This window comes from Rickettsiales bacterium (assembly GCA_035765535.1).
In the GTDB taxonomy this organism is placed as follows: domain Bacteria; phylum Pseudomonadota; class Alphaproteobacteria; order Rickettsiales; family JABCZZ01; genus JABCZZ01.
In genome coordinates this window covers 454,117-477,536 of record DASTXE010000006.1, presented here as the reverse complement: position 1 = coordinate 477,536, position 23,420 = coordinate 454,117, and the positions used below count along the sequence as shown (strand labels likewise).

Sequence of the window (23,420 nt, the reverse complement as noted above, 5' to 3'; positions counted from 1 at the left end):
CTCACATCTTTCGGGAGCGTGCGCGTTTTACCGGACAGAGTAGACGTCTGATGCGTTTGATCATTTTGCCTCCGATTTTTCGGGGCGCAGGACCCGGACTTCTTTGTCCGCTGTCGCCGTTGAAAGCGTGATGCCATCTGTTTGCCTCACGCTGAAACAGCCTGATGCCATACAAAATGACGGCACGCCGTATAGTAGGGCAACTATAGATCAATTGCACTTAATAAGGGTAGTGAATCTTTTGTGACAGCAATTCTAGCTGTTAATGCGGTAATTCGGCGCTTCGTGCGTGATGATGATATCATGCGCGTGGGATTCCGAAAGGCCCGCATTGGTGATGCGTACGAACTCGCGGTTCGTCTGCAGTCCAGAGATGGTGGCATTACCAGTATAGCCCATCGCGGATTTCAGGCCGCCCACCAGCTGGTGGATCACGCCGGAAACGGAGCCCTTGAACGGCACTCGGCCTTCCACGCCTTCAGGCACAAGTTTCAGACTGTCCTTGATTTCCTGCTGGAAATAACGGTCGGCTGAGCCGCGCGCCATGGCGCCGACTGAGCCCATGCCGCGGTATGCTTTATAAGAACGGCCCTGATAGAGCACGACATCCCCCGGAGCTTCTTCCGTGCCTGCAAAGAGTGAGCCGAGCATGGCGCAATCTGCACCCGCGGCGATTGCCTTGGCGAGGTCGCCGGAATATTTAATGCCGCCGTCCGCAATCACGGGCACACCTGCTTTGCGTGCAACGCTTGCAACGTCCATAACCGCGGAAAGCTGGGGTACGCCGACACCTGCGACGATACGCGTTGTGCAGATGGAGCCGGGGCCAATGCCTACTTTCACCGCGTCCGCACCTGCTTCGATCAGGGCTTCTGCACCTTCCTTGGTGGCGATGTTGCCGGCGATGATCTGGATATCCTTGAAGCGGGCTTTGATGTTCTTCACCGCGTCGATCACACCTTTGGAATGACCGTGCGCCGTATCCACGGTGATAACGTCCACCCCGGCAGCGATCAGCGCTTCCGCGCGAAGCATGCCGTCTGCGCCCGTACCCACAGCACCGGCGACGCGCAGGCGTCCCAGTGAATCTTTGGAGGCGGCGGGGAAGGCGCGCGCTTTTTCAATATCTTTTACGGTGATAAGGCCGATGCAGCGATAAGCGTCGTCCACCACGATCAGTTTTTCAATACGGTGCTGGTGCAGCAGTTTCTTTGCCTGTTCGCGGTCCACGCCTTCCTGCACAGTGACGAGCTTTTCCTTCGTCATCAGTTCCTGCACGCTCTGTTTCGGGTCGGAAGCGAAGCGTACGTCGCGGTTGGTCAGGATGCCCACAAGCTTGCCGGTCTTGGGCTCCACCACAGGGATGCCGGAGATATGGTTCGCCTTCATGAGGCCGAGCGCCTGTGAAAGCGTGGCCTCTGGAGTAATCGTCACGGGATTGACGACCATGCCGGATTCAAATTTCTTTACTTTGCGGATTTCGTCGGCCTGGGCTTCAATAGCAAGGTTCTTATGAATACAGCCGATGCCGCCATTCTGTGCCATGGCGATGGCAAGACCGCTTTCGGTGACCGTGTCCATGGCTGCGGAAATGAGCGGGATGCCGAGCTTGATATCGCGTGTGATGCGTGTGGAAGTATCGGTTTCGTTTGGGAGAACAGACGAGGCGCGGGGCTTCAGCAGGACATCGTCAAATGTAAGCGCTTCCACAAATTCCATAATTCGACCTCAAGAAAATTTGCGAGCTTATAGCGCATTTGCAAGAAAATGTCATTAGCAAAATCTGCAATTGCGCTTGTTTCATGCGTTTCAATCCATTATACCTAGCGTTCGATAATGAACTCTTAGGGAAACCGGCTCTGGCCGGGGGCTTTGAGAATTGGCGAACTTAATGAAAAGAATAGAGAAAATGCACCAGTACAGAACCCATACCTGCAACCAGCTTACGGCCAAGGATGCCGGGCAGAATGTTAAACTTTCCGGATGGGTACACCGCAAGCGCGACCATGGCAATCTGCTGTTCATCGATCTGCGCGACCATTACGGCATTACGCAGCTTGTGGCTAACTCTGAGAGCAATAAAGATATTTTCGACTCGCTGACGGCTGTGCGTTATGAGAGCGTGATCACCGTTGTGGGTAAGGTTGTGGCGCGTGCGGCGGAGACGGTGAACAAGGATCTTGCTACGGGAACGATTGAAGTGGTGGTGGAATCCTATGTGCTGGAATCCGCTGCGGAACTTTTGCCTCTGCAGGTCAATTCCGATGCGGAATTCCCGGAAGATACACGTCTGACCTATCGCTTTCTGGATCTGCGCCGCGAGAAACTGCATCGCAACATCCTGCTGCGCTCTCAGGTGATTTCATTTTTGCGCCGCAAAATGACAGAGCAGGGGTTCAATGAATTCCAGACGCCAATCCTGACTGCCAGCTCACCGGAAGGGGCGCGTGACTATCTCGTGCCGAGCCGCGTGCATCCGGGTAAGTTCTATGCGCTGCCGCAGGCGCCGCAGATGTTCAAGCAGTTGTTGATGGTGGCCGGGTTTGACCGTTATTTCCAGATTGCGCCTTGCTTCCGCGATGAAGATGCGCGCGCGGATCGCTCGCCGGGTGAATTCTACCAGCTCGATATTGAAATGAGCTTCGTCACGCAGGAAGACGTATTCGCGGCGATCGAGCCGGTGCTGCATGGGCTGTTCAAGGAGTTTTCAAATAAGCAGGTTACTGACTATCCGTTCCCGCGCATTCCGTACCGTCAGGCAATGCTCGAATATGGCAGCGATAAACCGGATCTTCGCAACCCGATCAAGATCAGCGATGCGACCACTGTGTTCCAGGGCTCGGGCTTCGGCATCTTTAACAAGATTATCGAGAATGGCGGCGTCATCCGCGCTGTGCCTGCACCGAACACGGCAGGGCAGCCGCGCAGCTTCTTCGACAAGATGATCGCTTATGCGCAGTCGCTCGGGGCGGCGGGACTGGCGTACATTACCTTTGAAGCAGACGGCACGCCGAAGAGTCCGATTGCGAAATTCCTGACGCCGGAAAAGCTGGAAGAACTCAAGAAAACGGCAGGTCTTAAGAATGGCGATTCCGTATTCTTCTCCTCCGGTGAAGAACTTGCGGCTGCTAAGCTTGCAGGGCAGGTGCGCGTGAAGCTTGGTGAAGAGCTGGGGCTGGTGGAGAAAGATTGCTACAAACTTTGCTGGGTCGTGGACTTCCCGTACTACGAATGGGATGAAGAAGAGAACAAAATCATCTTCAGCCATAATCCGTTCTCCATGCCGCAGGGGGGAATGGAAGCGCTGGAAGCTGCCAAAGGCGACAAGAAAAAACTGCTTTCGATTCTTGCTTACCAGTATGATATTGTATGCAACGGTGTAGAGCTTTCTAGCGGTGCGATCCGTAACCATCGCCCGGATATCATGTACAAAGCTTTCGAGATTGCGGGTTACGGTAAGGAAACCGTCGATGCGCGTTTCGGTGCGATGATCAACGCCTTCAAGTTCGGTGCACCGCCGCACGGTGGTCTGGCCCCGGGCGTGGATCGCATGGTGATGCTGCTTGCGGACGAGCCCAATATCCGTGAGGTTATCACTTTCCCCATGAACCAGAAAGCGGAAGATCTCATGATGCAGGCGCCTGCGTTTGTGGAAGAGAAGCAATTGCGTGAATTGCATATTCAGATGTCACCGAAGGCGAAGGCAGCAAAAGAAGCGGCGTAGAATCTTTTATTCTGTTTCGCAATGACTGGATTAGACGCCTAACCCTGCGGGCTGTTCAGCCTGTTGCTGGCGCTGGTTCAGCACCGTGTCAGCGGCGCTTTGCGGGCCCTGGGCTATTTTTTCATTAATAATGTCCTGCGGCTGTTTCTTGGGCATGATGCGGCTTGTCCATTCTCCCGCTCTTTCTTTGAATTCTGAAGCTTTCTCTTTTGCGGCGCTGCCGAATTCCGATGCCCTGTCTCCCAGCTTTGCGGCCTGCTCGCGGATGACCTGAGTCTGTTCCGCAATTCTCTGGTTAGCCATCTCCAGGGCGCTGCGTTCGGGTATCTCACGCTTGGGCACACCGGAGGTCTGGCCGTAGGCGATGAATGCGAGTTCCTGTGCGTTGACGAGCCGATCATTCAGATCCTGCGCCAGTTGTTCCGTCTGCTCCACGGGAATGTCCGCACCGGGATTGGCTTTATTGAGCAGAATCGCAACGTGTTCCGGTGCGATTTCCAACCGGCGGTCCTGCATCCATTCGATGAATTTCACCTGGCTTGGCATGCTCAGTTCTGGCTGGAGCGATGGATTCTTTTCCACGTCCTTCACTTTGGGTTCTTTCAGATGCAGCATTCTGCGCCCGATGGCGCCAGCGGCAGCGTCCGTCGCCATATAGGAGACGAATCCCACCAGGGCGGCCAAGACTGCCATGCCGATGCCCCCTGTTGAGGCGAAAAGAAAAGTGGCTGCTGCAAAGCCTGCGACCGTGCCGAGCAGGTTGCTTGTGATGTGCAGATTGCGCTTCAATTTGCTGCGATGCACTGCTTCGCCCAGTGTCGGATTGTCTGCGGCGACCGTTTCCAGATCCTTGGCCGTGACCTGATCAGGGGATTTATTAAGCCTTGCTCCCAGTTCCTGCGAGTATTCCTGTGCGAGTTTCTTTTTTTCAAGCCGGTAATCGCTGATATCCCAGAAGACCAGTACAGCGGAGGAAATGAGCAGGCCGAAAGAAGCATTGAGTTTGAGCGCATGCGTGAGCATGGATTTCGAGCCGCTGGAGGCGGACGAAGTCACACCCTTATAGACTCTTCGGGTGGCGGCCTGACGGAAATCCTCAAAAGCTCCCATAAAATAGCGCGCAATCAATGCATGTTAATCCATTGTTCAGAATATCACATATCGCTTCCGCAGAATTGTGAAGATTATGTGAAAATTGCGGTTTGATGGAAGAGGATTATAGGCACAAAAAAAGGCCATTTAACTGCTTTTTCAACAGGTAAATGGCCTTTGGCACGGTTAAAAAGGTTTTTTAATCGTTTTTGTCTGCCGTTTTACGGGCAAGTTTACGGGTGCGGCGCACAGCTTCGGCTGCACGGCGAACGCGCTTTTCAGAGGGTTTTTCAAAGTGACGACGCATCTTCATTTCACGAAAAATGCCTTCACGCTGCATCTTCTTCTTGAGGGCACGAAGCGCCTGGTCAACGTTATTATCACGAACAACTACTTCTACCACTAAAGGTTACCCCCTTCCACGAATTCTAGGCCGCGGAGTATAATCATGAACCTGTGTCTTGTCGAGAATAATCGTATTCTGGCGACAAAACGGGCCCAAAGGCTTCTTATATAGGGATTTTAGGGAATTTTCAGATTGACGAGAGGGAGGACCGCATCTTCAACTTCGCGTATCGTAAGCCACGCGAAGCCGAAGATGCAGATGGTGGGCGATGACAGGCTCGAACTGCCGACCCTCTCGGTGTAAACGAGATGCTCTACCAACTGAGCTAATCGCCCTCTCTTTGCTGATTATGGAGTCTTAAAAGCCCCCATAAAAAACTGGCACCGTATCGGTGCCGAAACTCATAGTAACTTTATTTTCTTCTGTCAACATTTACGCCGCTAAATTTAATAAAAAAATAGCGGCGTAAATTTGATGCTTTCCGCTCTGCAATCTTACAGAGCAAAAAAGCCGCCTATATTATTAAGCGGCTTTTTTCTTGGACGGCTTGTTGACCTGTTCTTTCAGCTGCTTGCCAGCGCGGAATTTCGGCTGTTTGGAAGCTGCGATTTTGATGGTAGCACCGGTGCGCGGGTTGCGGCCTTCGGTTGCTTTGCGGTTAGCCACTTCGAACGTGCCGAAGCCAACGAGGCGGATTTCGCCACCGGAAGCAAGGGTCTTTGCAACAACTGCGGTGAACGCGTCGAGCGCTTCGGTTGCTTTTGCTTTGCTGAGGTCAGCGAGATCTGCGATTGCAGCAACTAATTCATTTTTGTTCATGGCAAACTCCGTTAAGGTTTATTTTGTTTTTGTTCGTATGACACCTTGAAGAACTCAGTCTCTGCGGTGTCTACGCCTTCGACTCAACCATTCTTTTTTAGCCTTGTAAACAAGATTTTGGTGCCGCCTCTTAAAAAAATGCAGGATTTCGGTCATTTTTAGGGCTTTTTAGTCGGATTGCGCAAGGTAGATGCATCCAGAACACAGTGTGAGCCCCGTTTTGCGGGCGATGCAGCAGATGACACAGACGGTGTTTTTGTGTGCCGCGCGCATATTATTATATTGCATATAACAGGTGAGACTCTAACAATGCCTCTGTACGTTCCCTATATAAATATATAATATAATATAGAGTGTGTGGCCATGTCAGAAAAGAAAACCAAAATCTCCCTTGGACTTGCCACCCGCCTGGTGCGGGGTGGAACGCGTCGTAGCAATTTCGGCGAAACGAGCGAAGCCATTTTCATGAATTCCGGCTTCTGTTATGACTCCGCAGAAACGGCGGAAAGCCGCTTCAATGGCGTGGCACCGGGCTTCGTCTATTCACGTTACCTGAACCCGACGCTCGCGATGCTGGAAGACCGCCTGGCGCTTATGGAAGGCGCGGAGCGTGCCTGTGTCATGGCGAGCGGTATGGCTGCCGTGTTTGCATCTTTAATGTGCCAGCTGAAAACGGGCGACCATGTCGTTGCGAGCAAAGTGCTGTTCGGCTCGTGCTACTATATTATTACACAGATCCTGCCGAAGTTCGGAATTGAGTATACGCTGGTGGACGGTGCGGATCTCAAACAGTGGGAAAAAGCGCTGCGTAAAAACACGGTGGCGGTGTTCGTGGAAACGCCTGCCAATCCGACGCTTGATATCGTCGATATCGCTGCAGTAGCGAAGCTATGTAAAAAGGTAAAAGCGAAGCTGATTATCGATAACGTATTCTCCACACCGCTCTTACAGCATCCTTTGAAGCTTGGTGCGGATATCGTTGTTTACTCCACGACCAAGCATATAGACGGGCAGGGGCGTACGCTGGGCGGTGCCGTACTGGGCAGCAAACAGTTTATTGACGAAGTGCTGCTGCCGTTCCACCGTCATACCGGTCCTGCACTTAGCCCGTTCAATGCTTGGGTGACGCTGAAAGGTATGGAGACGTTGGACTTGCGCATCGAGCGCCATTGTGCCAATGCGGCGGCGATTGCAAAGTTCCTTGAAGGGCATGCGAAGATTGAGAAGGTATTTTATCCGGGACTTAAGAGCCACCCGCATTATACTATAGCGAAGAAACAGATGAGCAATGGCGGGCCCATGATCGCCTTCTCCCTGAAGGGCGGCAAGAAGGCAGCCTTCCGGTTTATGAATAAGCTGGAGATTGTAGACATCTCCAACAATCTGGGCGACGCGAAAAGTCTGATCACGCATCCGGCATCGACGACGCATTCCAATATGGATGCGGCAACGCGCGCGGGGCTGGGTATTACGGATGGGCTGTTGCGCCTTTCCGTCGGCATTGAGGATATTGGCGATCTTCTGAATGATTTGAAACAGGCATTATCATGAGCGAACAACTGTCGCATATCGGAGATATGGCGGCATCCTTCTATATGCAGATGGCGCATTGGAATATCGTGACGTGGTTCCTCGTCTGCGGTGCGGTCTTCATGTCTTTAGCAGTGCTTTTTCCGAGCAAGCGTGACCAGCCGCTTATTCATAAAGGAATGATTCCCGACACGCTTTACTGGTTTTTCAGCGGGCCGCTTTTATATGTAAAAGTGAATGTGCTGATTAATCGCGGGCTGGTAGCGCTAGTGCTGGCGCTGGGCATTTATACGACCGCGGATATGGCGAATTTCAACGCGGGTGTAGCGCCGCTTAATAAACTTCCCGTGCTGGCACAGGCATTTCTTATCCTGCTGATCATGGACTTCATGCAATACTGGACGCACCGTATGTTCCATACGATGCATTTCTGGAAGTTCCATTCCATCCATCATTCACCCAAGAATGTAGACTGGCTGACTTCCGTGCGCTTCCATCCCGTGAATATCATCATCCATTCCACCATGGTGGGGGCGGTGGTCTATATGCTTGGCTTCAGTGCAGAAGCCTGGGCGGTGCTGCTGCCGTTCAATATGATCTATTCACCGCTTGTCCATGCGAATGTGAACTGGACCTACGGACCGTTCCGCTATTTTCTGGCGAGCCCGACGTTTCACCGCTGGCATCATACGCACATGGCGGAGGGCGGGAGCAAGAATTTTGCACCGACATTCCCGTTCCTCGATATTCTGTTCGGCACGTATTATGATCCGAAAGACAAACGACCGACCGTATTTGGCGCGGAGCATGACGATATACCGGAGAACGTGCTGGATCAGCTCGCCTATCCTTTTATCAAAAAACGCAAAAAAGTGAGAGCAGACAATGGCGAAGTTCGAGATCAAGACCAAGGACTTGATGCATTACGTGGAAGTGACGCTTGAGAACGATTCCGTTCGCACCGAAGCCGGTGCGGCGCGTTACTGGCGTGGCCAGATCGATATGACGAGCCCGATGCCCTCTGTCAGCGGCATGTTGAAGTCTGCGATTACCGGCAATAAGATTTTCCGTCCTGTCTATAAAGGTACGGGTACGCTGATGCTTGCGCCGCGCTTTCATGAGTTCGTTGAAATCGATCTCAAAGGCAATAAGGTTGTGCTCGAGCGTGGGGCGTACTGGGCTTCGGATATGGGCGTGGAAGTGGATGTTCATGTGAATAATCTATCTTCCGGGCTTTTTTCCGGGGAAGGGTTTATCCAGACGGCTGTTTCAGGAACAGGCTGGGTAATCGCCTGTTCGCCCGGGCCGATTGAAGTAGTGGACCTGAAGAATGAACGTTTGGTGCTGGATGGTGCGTTTGCCGTGGCACGCAGTGCAGGGCTCGGTTATTCTGTGCAGCGCTCCAGCCGGTCACTGTTTGCAACAGCGACATCCGGCGAAGGGTTTGTTCAGGTAATAGAAGGAACGGGCAGGGTCTATCTTTCCAGCATTCCGAATCATTCTGTTGCGTTGCAGCAGGTGATTGTTGACAGTTTACTGGGCGTGCTTGCCACAAAGCAGCAATCGTAAGTTTATGTGGAGCGGAAGTTACAGCAAGAAAGTCATCGGCCTTTCTGCGGAAGAAGTCTGGAATGTATGGACGGATGTGAATCAGTGGCATACATGGCAGGATGATATCGACCTTGCGGAAATTTCCGGCGCTTTTGCGGTCGGAAATCATTTCCTCTTTAAGCCCAAGGGCGGGCCTAAATTTACAATCGCGATTACGGAAGTAACTGTGAACCGCTCTTTCACGGACGTGACTCCTTTTCTTTTAGCGAAAATGTATGACTCTCACGAATTGGTCATGCATCCGGACGGGCTGGAAATTAAATCTACAATCAGCGTGGACGGACCGTTTGCATTCTTATGGCGTAAGTTGGTGGCGGAGAATGTCGTTAAGGGACTTGAGCAGCAGACGGATAGGCTGGTGCAGCGCGTGCGTAGCGTATACGGGAAATAATTTGTCGCTTGTATATTAATAATATTTGTTAGCTCTGTCACATAATGTTCACAAGCATCCGCGGACAGTATCGGCTATACTGAAGTGACGATTTTCACTGAAGGCATGTCTATGGATAAAGGCGCTTTATTAGTGGCGAGTGCCGTTTCGGCAATGGCGGGAGCGGTGACATTGCATACAACGGCCAGGAGATTTGCGACGAATGCATTGCGGGATCAGGGCGCTTTTGATGCTGTTGAAAGGAAGGCCGGAGAAAATGTTGCAACAGGCCAGTGGACGGAGCGTGAAGCCAAGAAAGAATTGCGAAGTGAAGAATCCGCTATAGTCAAAGACCATCATGCAAACATGTTTTCCGGAGCGTGGCGGCAGATAACGCATAATGAAAAAGAGAAAAGCCTTGCCCTATCTGCGGTTACTTCCGTAGCGGCCGGTGTGCTGACTTATGCTATTGCTAAAAGAGGAGGCAGCCGCGATGATTGGGTTGATGATTTCCTGCTGTTTGATGCGCTGGATTTTGGGTTCGGTCATTGGTAGTACGTGGTTCATGCATAAAAAAAGGCGTGCTCCTGAAGGAGGCACGCCTTTTTAGTTAGGCATTAACGCAGGATTAATTTTCCGCTTTGTTCACCAGCTTGTTCTTGGCGATCCAGGGCATCATCTTGCGCAGCTTTTCGCCGACCGCTTCAATCGGGTGCTCAGCCTGCATGCGACGGGTTGCTTTGAAAGATGCTTTTCCGGCTGCGTTTTCCAGCATCCAATCACGCGCAAAGCGACCAGTCTGGATGTCTTCCAGCACGCGCTTCATTTCTTTCTTGGTTTCTTCCGTGATAATGCGCGGACCGGTCTTGTAGTCACCGTATTCGGCGGTGTTTGAGATCGAGTAGCGCATGTTGGCAATGCCGCCTTCATACATCAGGTCGACGATCAGTTTCAGTTCGTGCAGGCATTCAAAATATGCCATTTCCGGTGCGTAGCCCGCCTCGGTCAGCGTCTCGAACCCAGCCTGAACGAGGGCAGCAGCGCCACCGCACAGAACTGCCTGTTCGCCGAACAGGTCGGTTTCGCATTCTTCGCGGAAGGTAGTTTCAATGATGCCGGAACGGCCGCCGCCGACAGCGGAAGCGTAAGACAGGGCGAGTTCTTTCGCTTTGCCGGAAGCATCCTGATGTACTGCGATAAGGCAGGGCACGCCGCCGCCTTTCTGGTATTCGCCGCGTACCGTATGGCCGGGGCCTTTCGGTGCGATCATGATGATGTCCGAATCCTTTTTCGGCTCAATGAGCTGGAAGTGGATATTGAAGCCGTGCGCGAAAGCGATGACAGCGCCTTTTTTCAGATTCGGCGCGAGTTCTTCATTGTAGAGTTTTGCCTGGGTTTCATCCGGAGTCAGGATCATGATGAGATCGGCCCACTTTGCGGCTTCTGCCGGAGTAACAACTTCAAACCCCGCTTTTTTTGCTTTTTCGATTGAGCTGGAGCCAAACTGCAGGGCGACTTTCAGGTTCTTCACGCCGGAGTCGCGCAGGTTTGCCACATGGGCATGGCCCTGGCTGCCGTAGCCGATAACAGCCACTTTTTTGGACCTGATCAACTTCAGATCAGCGTCTTTATCGTAATACACTTTCATCATGGTCTCCATTAACGTTGGTTGATATGGGGTTGCGCGATTTTATTTGTTGTAAGTGAAAATGGCTAAAACACAAGGGAAAATGCGACGTACACGCGTTTATTTGGCACGGATTGCATAAGCCGTTATGCCAGAGACAGCTTCCCGGATTGGAGCAGGAAAATCCCCGGCAAACACTGCTTTCTCAGGCAGCAGTGCGGCTTTTTTTGCCCCGTGCAATGGCGACGACGCCGGAGCGTGCCGTTTCCACCAGGCCGAGCGGGCGCATGAGTTCGATGAAAGCATCAACTTTGTCGCTTGTGCCCGTTACTTCAAATACGAAGCTGTCATGTGATGCGTCCACCGAGCGGGCGCGGAATATCTCTGCAATGCGTAAAGCCTCGATGCGGCTGTCACCCTTGCCCTTGACTTTGACGAGCGCCAGTTCGCGCTCAACATGCGAGCCTTCGACGGTCAGGTCATTGACCTTGTGCACAGGCACCATGCGTTCCAGCAGGCGCTTGATCTGCTCGATGATCATCTCGCTGCCGGAGGTGACGATGGTGATGCGCGACAGTTTCTTGTCGTGCTCCACTTCGGCTACGGTCAGGCTTTCAATGTTATAGCCGCGGCCAGAGAACAGGCCGATGACGCGCGCCAGCACGCCAAATTCGTTATCCACGAGCACGGCCAGCGTATGTTTTTCAATCGTCTCTTTGACTTCCGGAATATCGTATACAATGTCGGACATATTATACCTGATTCTTGTCGAGCTTTTGGTCGTTGCGGCTTTCGGGCCCAAGCACGATTTCATTATGCGCTGCACCGGCCGGGATCATCGGATAAACGTTCTCCGCTTTTTCCACGATCATATCTACCAGGACGGGGCCCTTGGTGCTCAGCATTTCCTTGATGACTTTATCTACTTCATTCACTGTGCTCGCGCGCAGGCCTTTGATCTTATAGGCTTCGGCGAGCTTTACGAAGTCCGGCAGGCTTTCCATGTAGGATTCGGAATAGCGTTCGCCATGGAACATCTCCTGCCACTGGCGCACCATGCCCATATAGCCGTTATTGAGGATCAGGACCTTGACCGGCAGGTTATACTGCGCGACGGTCGAAAACTCCTGAATGTTCATCATGAACGAGGCTTCGCCTGTCACGCACACCACTGGCTTTTCAGGGTTTGCAATCTGCACGCCGATAGCGCTGGGAAAACCATAACCCATCGTGCCGAGGCCACCCGAGGTCATCCAGTGGCCCGGCTTGTCGAACTTCAGGAACTGTGCCGCCCACATCTGGTGCTGGCCAACGTCGGTTGTGATGAAGAAATCCTGTTTCTTCAGGGCTTCGTTCAGCCTTTCCAGTGCATATTGCGGCTTGATGGTATCCTTGCTTTTAGCGTAGCTGAAGCTTTTCTTTGCGCGCCAGCCTTCGATTTGTTTCCACCAGTCTGCATGTGCTGTTTTGTCGAGCTTCGGCTTTTTCTTTTTCCATAAAGCAGCCATCTGCTCGACTACCGTTCCGGCATCGCCGATGATCGGCACGTGCACGCGAACGTTTTTGTTGATGGAGGAGGGGTCGATATCGATATGGATCTTTTTTGATTTCGGCGAGAAGCCTTCTAGCTTGCCCGTGACGCGGTCATCAAAACGTGCGCCGACGCAGATCATGACGTCGCAATCATGCATGGCCATGTTTGCTTCCAGGCTGCCGTGCATTCCGAGCATGCCGAGGAACTGCGGATCGGAAGCGGGGAATGCGCCAAGCCCCATCAGGGTGTTGGTGACAGGGAAACCGGTTGTGCGTGCGAAGTCGGTCAGTGCCTCGCACGCCCCAGGGCCTGAGTTGACTACACCGCCGCCGACATAAAAGATCGGACGCTTGGCATTTGCCATCAACTCAACGGCTTTTTCAATCTGTTTCTCATTGCCGACGGTTTGCGGATTATAGGATTTACGTTCTGTTTCCTGCAGACCGTTATAAGTGCCGATCTGGTTCAGGATATTTTTGGGAATATCAACGACCACGGGGCCCGGCCTGCCGGTGCGGGCGATGTGGAATGCTTCATGCAGAATACGGCCCAGATCTTTAATATCGCGCACGAGGTAATTGTATTTCGTGCAGGAGCGCGTGATTCCGGTCGTGTCGGCTTCCTGAAAAGCGTCCGAGCCGATCAGATGCGTGGGAACCTGGCCTGTAATGCAGACCATCGGAATGGAATCCATCAGCGCGTCCGTGAGACCCGTGACGGCATTGGTTGCGCCGGGACCGCTCGTCACGATGACGGCAGCGACTTTTCCTGTGGAGCGCGCATAGCCTTCGGCGGCGTGTGTCGCTGCCTGTTCATGGCGCACGAGAATATGCCGCAGGCTGTTTTGCTTGAACAGCGCGTCGTATATCGGAAGCACCGCACCGCCCGGATAACCGAACACCGTGTCTGTTCCCTGTTCAACAATGGCACGCACCACCATTTCGGCTCCGGTGATTTCCATTGTCTGCGCGGGCATTTTTTCCGTTTCTTTTTTCAGCGATGGTTGCATATTTGTCTCAAAATTATCTCGTCGGAAATCTGTTCCCGATGCGCTGGGAAGCAGAGAAATGTAATGTTTTTCTCATAGAATGCTTTTGAATGCAACGGGCAATATTTTATTTGATAAGTAATTAATAAATAGTTGAACCGTAGATTGTAACCATATATATAAAGAGTTAGGTGGTATTTGCGTCATATAATTTATTACGAAAAGCAAAGGCATAGGACATTGCAGGTCGCGTATAAAATGAGTCTTTCCCGCTTGTTGTCCGTTACTGTTGCGGGCTCCTTCCTGTTCATTTCAGGTTGCAGTTCCATGGGAAGCATAGGCGAGTCCTTCAGCAAAGTCGGCAAAGGTGATTACAAGCATCTCGATCCTATCGACCCCGACCTCAATCTGACGCGCGATGATTACAAACATTTGACGGCTGCCAAGCAGGGTGATGCACCACCCAAGCTGACCATTTCGCAGGAAGCGCCGCCCGTTCCGAAGATGGCGGATATCCTGGCTGCTCCGCGTCCTCCCAAAATAGGCGAAACCCAGATCGTTTCCATCGCGGTGACAGATGACGTGCCGCTGAAAGACGTGCTGGTGGAACTGGCGAAGCTCGCCGATGTCGATATCGATCTTGATGCGGGAATCTCGGGCGGAATTAATTTTATTGCAAAGGATCGTCCTTTTAATGAAGTGATCGACCGTATCGCTGCACTTGCTAATCTGCGCTACACGATGAAGGACGGGGTCCTGCATGTTGAGCGCGATATGCCTTATATTAAGAATTATCCCGTCAGCTTCCTGAACGTGGATCGTGACAGTGCCAGCGCTGTGAATTTAAGCACCAATGTACTTTCCGGTGGTGGCGGTTCTTCCGGCGGTGGATCCGGCGGTTCGTCAGGCGGCGGTGGTGGCGGTTCTTCGGGCGGTTCTTCCGGTGGCGGTTCGGGTGGGGGGCTTACGACGGGTTCGACTTCAAGCGTGCAGACGAAATCCAGCGGTGATTTCTGGAAATCCTTTGAAGCGGGCATTCAGCAGATCATTGCTTATCAGGAGCCGGATCATCTTTCCGCCAATACTATGCTGACGGAGCCAAATGCTAATGCCGCCAGCGGGGGGAGAGGAGCGCCGCCGCTTCCTGCAGCACCGTCCGCTACGCCGGGTGGTAATAATGCCTCCGCTCAGGCTGGCGCTACGAATAAAGCAGAATATACACTCAATCGGCAAGCAGGCGTACTGACGGTCAATGCTGACAACCGCAAGCAGGAAATGGTTGAACGCTATATTGAGGAATTGAGAAAGAATGCTTCTGCCCAGGTGTTGATTGAAGCCAAAATTATTGAGGTTGACCTGAACGACCAGTATGCCAGCGGCATTAACTGGCAGACGGTCGGCACGCGTATCGGCAATAATATCGGGATAGGTAATATCTCCACACAGTTCCCATTACGTTCGCCTACCAATCCGCTGGTACCTACATCAACCTCTAACTTTGTCCAGTTTTCGCTTAGCGGCAATACGGAAAATATTCTGGAAATGCTGGAAGCGTTCGGTACGGTACGTACTTTATCAAGTCCGCGCCTACATGCGATCAATAACCAGCAATCTACGCTAACCTTTGCGACAAATCATGTTTACTTTACGGTGAGTGTTACGGCGCCGACCACCACGACGGTAGGCACCACCACTTCCTTGCCGACACAGCCGACAGTCACCAGCACGATTAACACCGTTCCGATCGGTATCATGATGACGATGATGCCTTCGATCGACCTGAAAGACAATGAAGTGACGCTTTCCGTGCGCCCGACTTTATCCACGATTTTTGATTTCGTGTCGGATCCTGCGGTTGCTATTGAAGCGGCTCTTTATAAAATTAGCGGTGTTTCGAGTGAGATTCCTGAAGTGCAGGTGCGCGAGTTGGATTCTACGCTGAAACTTAAGAGCGGCCAGACGATGGTGATCGGCGGGCTGATGCAGCAGGAAGCAACGAATACGGACTCTGGTGTTCCGTTTGTAAGCGGTTTGCCGATTATTGGAAACCTGTTTAAGAGTGTCAGCAAGTCATCTCATAACAAGGAACTGGTGTTGCTTATCAAGGCTTCGATTGTCGGTTCGCATGGTTCCCTCAACGGCACGGATACGAATATATTCCATAAATTCTCCCAGGATCCCAGACCGGTATCTTTTTAAGGGCGGGAATGCAGTGGCAGATTTTCCAATATTAGCGAAACAGCTTTTCCATAAGAGGGCGGTTGCTTAAGAACCGTGTGACGCATTATGCTTACCAATGTGAAGTATATTCTTCTGACAGCGCTGCGTGACTGGCTGTTTAGCATGTTGATGCTCGGTATTCTGGTCTGCACGCTAATTGCGCATATGCTTGGTGGAACAGCGCTGATAGAGAATCAGGAGATGACGGTTTCCTTTACAAGCGCTGCCGTTCGCGGCGTCGTGGTTATCGGACTTATCATCTTCGCCTGCTTTCATGTGCGCAGTGCTTTCGATAGTAAGGAAATCGACGTTTTTCTTTCCCGCCCCATTACACGGACAAATCTTGTATTCTCATACTGGCTGGGATTTGGCGCTGTGGCGACTTTGCTGACCATTCCGATGCTTGGGCTTGTTGCCGTGCAGGGGATTATGAACATGAAGGGGTTTATATTCTGGGGTGTAAGTCTTCTGGTAGAATGCTGGCTTGTGGTGACGATTGCATTATTTGCTTCTTTCACGCTTCGCAGTGCCGTTACCTCTACGCTTGCAAGCATGGGGTTTTATGCATTTGCCCGTCTGGCAGGTTTCTTTCTGGCGATTATCGACGCAGATTCCAAAAGCGGCTGGCTGAGCGGCGCTCCTGGCAAGATATTGAAGATGATAACAGCGATCGTTCCGCGGCTTGATTTCTTTGCGCGCAGCGACTGGCTTATTTATGGGCTTAAACAGGTGGGCGAATGGGAGTTTCTTGTGGCGCAGGCGGTGGCGGTTATAGCGTTGCTGCTGCTGGCAACCGTTGTGGATTTCCGCCGCAGGCAGTTTTAATTATGATGAGTTTTTTGCGCAGATATAGCTTGTTGCTGGTCTTCTTCGGGTTGCAGGTAGGCTTCTGGGGAATGACGCATAACCGTTTGCCGGAGATGGATATCGTGCCTGATGTTCCAGGCAGAACAGCGGTCAAGGCGCTTTCTTTCGGCGATGAGGAGTTTTATTTCCGCCTGCTGGCGCTGGATATCCAGAATGCGGGCGATACGTTCGGGCGTTTCACTGAGCTTTATAAATATGATTTCCAGAAACTTTATGCCTGGTTCATGCTGCTTGAGAGCCTGAATAACCAGTCCGATTATATGCCGTTTATCGCGAGCTATTATTTCAGCCAGACGCAATATGTGCCGGATGTGAAATATGTTATCGATTATCTTTATGAATATTCTTCTTACAGGCCGGAGCAGAAATACTGGTGGCTGGCGCAGGCAGTGTACCTTGCCCAGCACAAGCTCAAGGATAACGATCTTGCATTAAAGATGGCGGAACCGCTGGAACATGCGTATAATGCTCCTTACTGGGTGCGGCAGCTTCCTGCCTTCGTGCATGAAAAGCGCGGCGAGATGGATGATGCCTATCATATCATCGAAGATATTGAGAAAAATTCTAAAAACATCCCGCCTGCGGAACTCCGCTTCATGACGTATTTCGTCGAAGAGCGGCTGAAGAAAATGGAAAAGATACGGCAAGGCGACGAGCCATGATGGAAGGTAATTTACTGAACTGGTACCAGGCACTGCAATTGATGGCGCTTGGGCCGTGTCTGTTCATTATCTTTTTCCTGCTGGTGACAGCGCGTAATTTCAGCAAGATCATCGTGCCGGTGCTTTATTTCGTGGCGCTGGCTTGCAGCTTCATTCTTCCGCTGGGTGATACGCTGGGGTTCGGTCCCTGGCTGCAGCAGGCGCTCGTGACGGGCAAGAGCACGATGACGGCCTTCAGTTTTCTGCTGATTATTACGTTTATTACCGGTGATATTCCGGCCCTTGTTTACTGGGCTGTGCTGACCATACCTCTGGTGGGAGGTAGCTCGATCGATTATGCGACGACATTTTATAGCGGCTCAGAAATCTGTATTCACGATAATCTCTGTGCCGCTCCCTTTGTTTTTCGTCAGCTCTATGAAGTTTTCAGCGCGGGAATGATCTTCCTGCTGACGATTGCACTTTATAACCGTCTGGGGCGGGCAGAGGAGACTAATTCCTACCAGGCTCGTGATCGGTATGCGATCATCGTATCGCTGATTGTGCTGAATCTGATCATTCTGGCCATGAAGCTTGCGCAAGCCAGCGGGCATCTTGACCTGCAGCGCGCAGAGATCGCCGGTACGGTGGTGCGCATGGGATTCATCTACCTCGTGCTTACTTATATCTTTCGCGTGTTCGACCGTTCCTTCGAAATCGCTTATGAGCGTGTACCGACTATTGCCGAGACCATTGTGGATAGTACGATCACAACGGAAAAAGACAAAGCGCTGGCGAAAGATGTCACACAGATTATGGAGTCGCAGAAGCTTTACCGGCAGATGGATCTAAGCCGTGAAATGCTCGCGAAAAAGCTGGCAGTGACAGAAAATAATCTTTCGCGGGCGATTAATAAATGCTTCTCGCAAAATTTCAGCATGCTGGTGAACGGTTACAGGGTGGAAGAGGCCAAGCAGCGACTGGCCGATGAAACTACCCCTATTACCACCATCGCTTTTGAGGTCGGGTTCAACAGTATTCCATCCTTCAACCGGGTTTTTAAACAGATTACAGGCGTTTCACCAAGCGAATATCGCAGCCAGAATAATAATGCTGTATCTTAGTTGCTGTTGGTAATCCGTGCCAGTTCGGCCAGCGTTTCTAATGCTTTTCTGGTGTCGATCGCTTCTGCGGCAAGGTCTGCACCTGCCTTTATATCCGCTACCTTATCCGCTACGACCAAGGCGGCGGCTGCGTTAAGCAGCACAATATCGCGGTAAGCAGAAAGCTTGCCGGTCAGCAGTAATGATAATTCGTGCGCATTCTGTTCCGGCGTGCCGCCTTTCAGCGCATCAGGTGCGGCACATTCCAATCCCGCATCTTCCGGGGATATGTTAAAAGAGCGGATAGTATCGCCATTTAGTTCGCAGATATGAGAAGGGCCAGAAATGGTCAACTCGTCCATGCCGTCACTGCCATGCACAATCCAGGCTTTTTCACTGCCCAAGGTTTTCAGGACTGTCGCCATCGGATGCAGTAATTTCCGGTCATATACGCCTAAGAGCTGGCGTTTAGGTTTTGCCGGATTGGCGAGGGGGCCCAGAAGGTTGAAGAGCGTGCGGATACCAAGTTCCTGGCGCACGGGAGTAATATCTCGCATGGATTTGTGATAGAGCGGGGCGAACATGAAGCATATTCCGGCCTCCCGCAGCGCTGTTTCCGATTTGTCTTTGCCCGCCTGAATATTGACGCCCAGCGCCGTCAGCACATCTGCCGAACCGCTGGAGGAGGAGACGGATTTATTACCATGTTTGGCAACCGGCACACCGCAGGCCGCCACCACAAGAGAGACAGCGGTAGAGACGTTCAATGTGCTGCCGCTTTCACGTGAGGCATCGCCACCTGTGCCGCAGACATCGATACAATGTTCCGGAGCGTTGAGCGTTTCCATCTTGGCACGCATGGTGATTACGCTGCCTGCGATTTCGGCAGCGGTTTCACCTTTTATGCGCAGTCCCATTAATATGGCAGCGATCTGGGCAGGCGTGGCGCCGCCATTCATAATAATCTGGAATGTACGGGTCGCTTCTTCCTGGCTTAAATCTTCACCGCCGGCCAGACGCGATATGAATTCTTTTATCATGGGGAGAAATTAGCGCAGGCTTTGGCTGGTAGCAAGCTGCGAAATGCTCCGGCTCCACATTATGAACAGTGGAGCCGGAACCGGGTAGGGTGTTAGAAGTTCAGTACTTTAGCCTGTTTCACGCTCGGCAGCTTGTTGATCTGCGCGACGAGATCGGCCGATACCGGATCATCCACTTCGAGCAGTGCGATAGCGTCGTTGCGCTCGTCGTTACGGCCGAGATGGAAATTTGCGATGTTGATCTTCGCTTCACCCAGCAGCTTGCCGAGATTGCCGATCAGGCCCGGCTTGTCTTCGTTGTTGACATACAGCATGCGTGCGCCCATACCCGCTTCAAGCTTCACGCCGCTGATTTCCACGAGACGCGGCTTGGAAGCAAACAGCGTGCCAGCCACTTCGTAGGAGTGTTTGTCGGAAACAACCGTAATGCGAATCAGCGTCTGGTAGTCGCTGGCGCGGTCACGCTTGACTTCGCTGACGTCGATGTTGCGTTCTTTCGCAATAACAGGAGCGTTGATCATGTTCACGGTTTCCACCAGCGGGGAAAGCAGGCCTTCCAGCGCCACAGCGGTCAGCGGTTTGGTGTTCATCGTCGAGACAGCACCTTCATACTGAATCTTGATGGATTTGATGCCGCTTTCAGCGAGCTGGCCGGCAAGGCTGCCAATCTGGCCCGCAAGGCTGATATACGGTTTCAGCTTTTGTGCATCTTCAGCGGAAACGGACGGAATGTTCAGCGCGTTCGTAACGGTGCCAACCGTCAGGAATTCTGACATCTGCTCGGCCACCTGCACGGCAACGTTTTCCTGCGCTTCGGACGTGGAAGCGCCGAGATGCGGCGTAGCAATGAACTGGTCCATGCCGAACAGCGGGCTGCTTTTGGCAGGTTCGGTTTCAAACACGTCGAACGCTGCGCCTGCTACATGGCCGGAATCGAGAGCTGCTTTCAGGTCGGCTTCATTCACAAGGCCACCGCGCGCGCAGTTAATAATGCGAACGCCTTTCTTGGTCTTGGCCAGAGTGTCTTTATTAAGGAGATTGCGGGTCGAGTCGGTGAGCGGGGTATGCAGCGTGATGAAATCGGCGCGCTTCAGCAGTTCGTCCAGCTCCACTTTTTCCACCTGGATGGATTCAGCTTTTTCTGCGCTTAAGAAAGGGTCGTATGCGATCACTTTCATCTTCAGGCCGTGTGCGCGGTCGGCAACGATGGAACCGATATTACCGCAGCCGATAAGACCGAGCGTTTTGCCGGAAATTTCTACGCCCATAAAGCGGTTCTTTTCCCACTTACCTGCATGGGTGGAAGCATTCGCGGCCGGAATTTCACGTGCGAGGGACATCATGAGCGAGATAGCATGCTCAGCGGTAGTAACAGAGTTACCGAACGGCGTGTTCATGACTACAACGCCAGCAGCGGTGGCGGCTTTGACGTCAACGTTATCGACACCGATGCCAGCGCGGCCTACTACCTTCAGCTTCTTGCCTTTTTCGAGCACGGCAGCGGTCACTTTGGTTGCGGAGCGGATGGCGATCCCGTCATACTGGTCGATCACGGCCAGCAGTTCATCCGGCGTCATGCCGGTTTTGACATCCACATCCACTTTGTTCTGCTTGAACACTTCAATGGCCTGCGGGCTTAGTTTGTCGGCTATCAGTACTTTTGGCATTGTTTTGTTTCCTTCATCTCATGTTTTATGAAGGGAGATGAAGTTCATCTCCCTTCGCATCTTATTCGCTTCTTCGGCCTTTATAGATGGCGGAAGTGTTATGCGGCTTTGCGTTCCTGCTTTACCTGTGCGTAAGCCCAGTCAAGCCACGGCAGCAGCGCTTCAATATCACTGGTTTCCACCGTTGCGCCAGCCCAGATACGCAGGCCCGCCGGTGCATCGCGGTATGCGCCGATATCGTAAGCAACGCCTTCTGCTTCCAGCAGGCTTGCGATTTTCTTCGCACCTGCAGCCTGTTCGTCTTCAGACAATGCAGTGTACCACGGGTCAACAATCTTCAGGCAGACGGACGTGTTGGAACGGGTTTCCTTTGTTTCCGCAAGGAATCCAGCCCAGCCTGCTTTGGTTACCCAGTTTTCAATCGCAGCGAGGTTGGCGTTGGAACGTGCAACAAGCGCTTTCAGGCCACCGAGCTTTTCGCCCCATTTCAAACCGTCCAGCGCGTCTTCCACGCAGAGCATGGAAGGCGTGTTGATGGTTTCGCCCTTGAAGATGCCTTCGATCAGCTTACCGCCTTTAGCGAGCTGGAAGATCTTCGGCAGCGGCCATGCAGGCGTGTAGCTTTCGAGGCGCTTAACGGCTTTCGGGCTCAGTGCGATCATACCGTGCGCACCTTCGCCGCCCATGACTTTTTGCCAGGACCAGGTGACAACGTCGAGCTTGTCCCACGGCATTTCCATGGCAAATACAGCGGAAGTCGCGTCGCAGATTGCGAGACCTTCACGGTTCGCCGGAATCCAGTCGCCATTGGGCACTTTTACGCCTGAGGTCGTGCCGTTCCAGGTGAACACCACGTCGCGCTTCCAGTCAGCCTGTGAGAGATCCGGCAGTTTGCCGTAGTCGGCATTGAATACGCGCAGGTCCTGCAGCTTGAGCTGCTTCTTGCAGTCAGCAGCCCATGTAGCGCTGAAACTTTCCCATGCGAAAACATCCACGCCGCGTTCGCCCAGCAGCGACCACATGGCCATTTCAATCGCGCCCGTATCGGAAGCGGGTACGATGCCCAGCACATAATCTTTCGGCATGCCCAGTACCGCTTTGGAGCGTTCGATGACGTCAGCCAGCTTGTTCTTGCCGATCTTGGCGCGGTGGGAGCGGCCGAAAGCGCCGTCCTTCAGCGCATCCAGCGACCAGCCGGGACGCTTGGCGCAGGGGCCGGAAGAAAAGCAGGGATTCTGGGGTTTTGCGGTAGGTTTCATAAAGATCGGGCCTCACATTGAGTATATTGCATTGCGGTACGATATTTAGCGCATTGCCGGGAGGATGCAATAAACTTTTTTGTAAATGATTAGTACGGCAGAACTAAGGGCTTCTGCGGATTGGTATCACATTTGGAGGATGTAGTTTGTGGGATAATTTCCGTGCTTTAATGACTGTGCGCGGCTGCGATTAAAAATTCCGTATTGCCTTTGGGGCCTTTGATCGGGCTTTCCGTAATTCCCAATACATTCCAGCCCATGGTTTCTGTGAGCCAGTTCTCAATATCTTCACATACTATCTTATGTAGCGATTCGTCACGCACAACACCGCCTTTGCCGACATTGCCCTTGCCGACTTCGAACTGCGGCTTAATGAGCGCGATCAGGACTGCGTCCTTTGCTGCCAGTGTAAGCGAAGCAGGCAGCACGGTTTTCAAGCTGATAAAGCTCGCATCGCAGACAATAAGGGCAGGGGTATCCGGGATTAAATTGTGGTCGAGGCTCCGTGCGTTAGTCTTTTCCAGCACCACGACACGTGCATCCTGCCGCAATTTCCAGTCCAGCTGCCCGTGGCCGACATCCACCGCATAGACCTTCGCCGCACCATGAGTCAGCAATACATCCGTGAATCCGCCGGTGGAAGCGCCGACATCAAGGCAAATTAAGCCACTGGGATTTATATTGAAATATTCTAATCCCTTCGCAAGTTTCATGCCGCCGCGCGAAACCCACGGGTGTTCGGCCTCCCGGACGGTGAGCGGAATATCTTCAGCCACCGGATGGCCCGCCTTGTCGAGTTTTACTTCGTTGCTATAGACCTTGCCGGCGGCGATCAGTGCCTGCGCTTTTGCGCGGGTGTCGGCCAGTCCGCGATCAACCAGTAATATGTCCAGCCTTAATTTTGCCATGCTTTTTGTTGCCGCGCATTGTAAATGGAAGGGGTTTGCACTATATAAAGTGTAACCGGACTTATTGCCTACCA

21 protein-coding genes and 1 tRNA gene are annotated in these 23,420 nt (G+C 52.5%); 10 read left to right on the top strand and 12 right to left on the bottom strand.

Going from position 1 to position 23,420, the window contains the following annotated elements; genetic code table 11:
• Positions 1–255: 255 nt before the first annotated feature.
• The gene (gene guaB, locus VFT64_11035) at positions 256–1,719 is read right to left on the bottom strand and encodes an IMP dehydrogenase (protein ID HEU5048361.1); all 1,464 of its coding nucleotides are present in this window, start codon (positions 1,717–1,719) and stop codon (positions 256–258) included.
• Between the two features lie 190 nt (positions 1,720–1,909).
• Between guaB and aspS the strand changes: the two genes are divergently transcribed.
• Complete coding sequence (gene aspS, locus VFT64_11030; protein ID HEU5048360.1) at positions 1,910–3,724, top strand: aspartate--tRNA ligase; 1,815 nt, start codon at positions 1,910–1,912, stop codon at positions 3,722–3,724.
• 30 nt (positions 3,725–3,754) lie between these two features.
• Here the strand turns inward: aspS and VFT64_11025 are convergent, their stop codons facing one another.
• The 4 genes from VFT64_11025 to VFT64_11010 all read right to left on the bottom strand — a co-directional run bounded on the left by VFT64_11025 (position 3,755) and on the right by VFT64_11010 (position 5,981).
• Positions 3,755–4,834, bottom strand: coding sequence for a hypothetical protein (locus VFT64_11025; GenBank protein HEU5048359.1), 1,080 nt, complete (start codon positions 4,832–4,834; stop codon positions 3,755–3,757).
• 181 nt (positions 4,835–5,015) lie between these two features.
• Positions 5,016–5,219: a 30S ribosomal protein S21 gene (rpsU, locus tag VFT64_11020; protein HEU5048358.1), complete on the bottom strand. Its 204-nt coding sequence runs from the start codon at positions 5,217–5,219 to the stop codon at positions 5,016–5,018.
• 202 nt (positions 5,220–5,421) lie between these two features.
• Positions 5,422–5,497, bottom strand: a tRNA-Val gene (locus tag VFT64_11015).
• A 187-nt stretch (positions 5,498–5,684) separates the two neighbouring features.
• Positions 5,685–5,981, bottom strand: coding sequence for an HU family DNA-binding protein (locus VFT64_11010; GenBank protein HEU5048357.1), 297 nt, complete (start codon positions 5,979–5,981; stop codon positions 5,685–5,687).
• Between the two features lie 363 nt (positions 5,982–6,344).
• Here VFT64_11010 and metZ point away from each other — a divergent pair, with 363 nt between their 5' ends.
• The 5 genes from metZ (at position 6,345) to VFT64_10985 (ending at position 10,047) form a co-directional block, all read left to right on the top strand.
• Complete coding sequence (gene metZ / locus VFT64_11005; protein ID HEU5048356.1) at positions 6,345–7,532, top strand: O-succinylhomoserine sulfhydrylase; 1,188 nt, start codon at positions 6,345–6,347, stop codon at positions 7,530–7,532.
• Complete coding sequence (locus VFT64_11000; protein ID HEU5048355.1) at positions 7,529–8,455, top strand: sterol desaturase family protein; 927 nt, start codon at positions 7,529–7,531, stop codon at positions 8,453–8,455. The genes metZ and VFT64_11000 overlap by 4 nt, the downstream gene beginning before the upstream one ends.
• Positions 8,397–9,080, top strand: a complete 684-nt coding sequence (locus VFT64_10995; protein ID HEU5048354.1) for an AIM24 family protein — start codon at positions 8,397–8,399, stop codon at positions 9,078–9,080. The genes VFT64_11000 and VFT64_10995 overlap by 59 nt, the downstream gene beginning before the upstream one ends.
• 4 nt (positions 9,081–9,084) lie before the next feature.
• The gene (locus tag VFT64_10990) at positions 9,085–9,513 is read left to right on the top strand and encodes a hypothetical protein (protein ID HEU5048353.1); all 429 of its coding nucleotides are present in this window, start codon (positions 9,085–9,087) and stop codon (positions 9,511–9,513) included.
• Between the two features lie 111 nt (positions 9,514–9,624).
• The gene (locus VFT64_10985) at positions 9,625–10,047 is read left to right on the top strand and encodes a hypothetical protein (protein HEU5048352.1); all 423 of its coding nucleotides are present in this window, start codon (positions 9,625–9,627) and stop codon (positions 10,045–10,047) included.
• 73 nt (positions 10,048–10,120) lie between these two features.
• On the opposite strand, the gene ilvC is transcribed toward VFT64_10985, so the two are convergent.
• From ilvC to VFT64_10970, 3 genes are all read right to left on the bottom strand, one after another.
• A complete protein-coding gene (gene ilvC / locus VFT64_10980) occupies positions 10,121–11,140 on the bottom strand; it encodes a ketol-acid reductoisomerase (GenBank protein HEU5048351.1) in 1,020 nt (339 codons plus the stop codon).
• Between the two features lie 184 nt (positions 11,141–11,324).
• Positions 11,325–11,870, bottom strand: coding sequence for an acetolactate synthase small subunit (gene ilvN / locus VFT64_10975; GenBank protein ID HEU5048350.1), 546 nt, complete (start codon positions 11,868–11,870; stop codon positions 11,325–11,327).
• Between the two features lies 1 nt (position 11,871).
• A complete protein-coding gene (locus VFT64_10970) occupies positions 11,872–13,662 on the bottom strand; it encodes an acetolactate synthase 3 large subunit (GenBank protein ID HEU5048349.1) in 1,791 nt (596 codons plus the stop codon).
• 237 nt (positions 13,663–13,899) lie between these two features.
• Here VFT64_10970 and VFT64_10965 point away from each other — a divergent pair, with 237 nt between their 5' ends.
• The 4 genes from VFT64_10965 (at position 13,900) to VFT64_10950 (ending at position 18,493) form a co-directional block, all read left to right on the top strand.
• Positions 13,900–15,840, top strand: a complete 1,941-nt coding sequence (locus tag VFT64_10965) for a secretin N-terminal domain-containing protein (protein HEU5048348.1) — start codon at positions 13,900–13,902, stop codon at positions 15,838–15,840.
• Positions 15,841–15,939: 99 nt separating this feature from the next.
• Complete coding sequence (locus VFT64_10960; GenBank protein HEU5048347.1) at positions 15,940–16,686, top strand: hypothetical protein; 747 nt, start codon at positions 15,940–15,942, stop codon at positions 16,684–16,686.
• A gap of 2 nt (positions 16,687–16,688) precedes the next feature.
• Positions 16,689–17,390 carry a hypothetical protein gene (locus VFT64_10955; GenBank protein ID HEU5048346.1) on the top strand — a complete coding sequence of 234 codons (702 nt, stop codon included), beginning with the start codon at positions 16,689–16,691 and terminating at the stop codon, positions 17,388–17,390.
• Positions 17,387–18,493, top strand: coding sequence for a helix-turn-helix domain-containing protein (locus VFT64_10950; GenBank protein ID HEU5048345.1), 1,107 nt, complete (start codon positions 17,387–17,389; stop codon positions 18,491–18,493). Before VFT64_10955 ends, VFT64_10950 begins: the two co-directional genes overlap by 4 nt.
• Here VFT64_10950 and trpD read toward each other — a convergent pair.
• The 4 genes from trpD to VFT64_10930 all read right to left on the bottom strand — a co-directional run bounded on the left by trpD (position 18,490) and on the right by VFT64_10930 (position 23,346).
• On the bottom strand, positions 18,490–19,512 hold the full coding sequence (trpD, locus tag VFT64_10945; protein ID HEU5048344.1) for an anthranilate phosphoribosyltransferase: 1,023 nt from the start codon (positions 19,510–19,512) through the stop codon (positions 18,490–18,492). The genes VFT64_10950 and trpD overlap by 4 nt on opposite strands.
• 92 nt (positions 19,513–19,604) lie before the next feature.
• A complete protein-coding gene (gene serA, locus VFT64_10940; GenBank protein ID HEU5048343.1) occupies positions 19,605–21,179 on the bottom strand; it encodes a phosphoglycerate dehydrogenase in 1,575 nt (524 codons plus the stop codon).
• Positions 21,180–21,277: 98 nt separating this feature from the next.
• Positions 21,278–22,438: a phosphoserine transaminase gene (locus VFT64_10935; GenBank protein HEU5048342.1), complete on the bottom strand. Its 1,161-nt coding sequence runs from the start codon at positions 22,436–22,438 to the stop codon at positions 21,278–21,280.
• Positions 22,439–22,605: 167 nt separating this feature from the next.
• Entirely contained in the window at positions 22,606–23,346 is a 741-nt protein-coding gene (locus VFT64_10930; protein ID HEU5048341.1) for a TlyA family RNA methyltransferase, read from the bottom strand.
• Positions 23,347–23,420 lie beyond the last annotated feature (74 nt).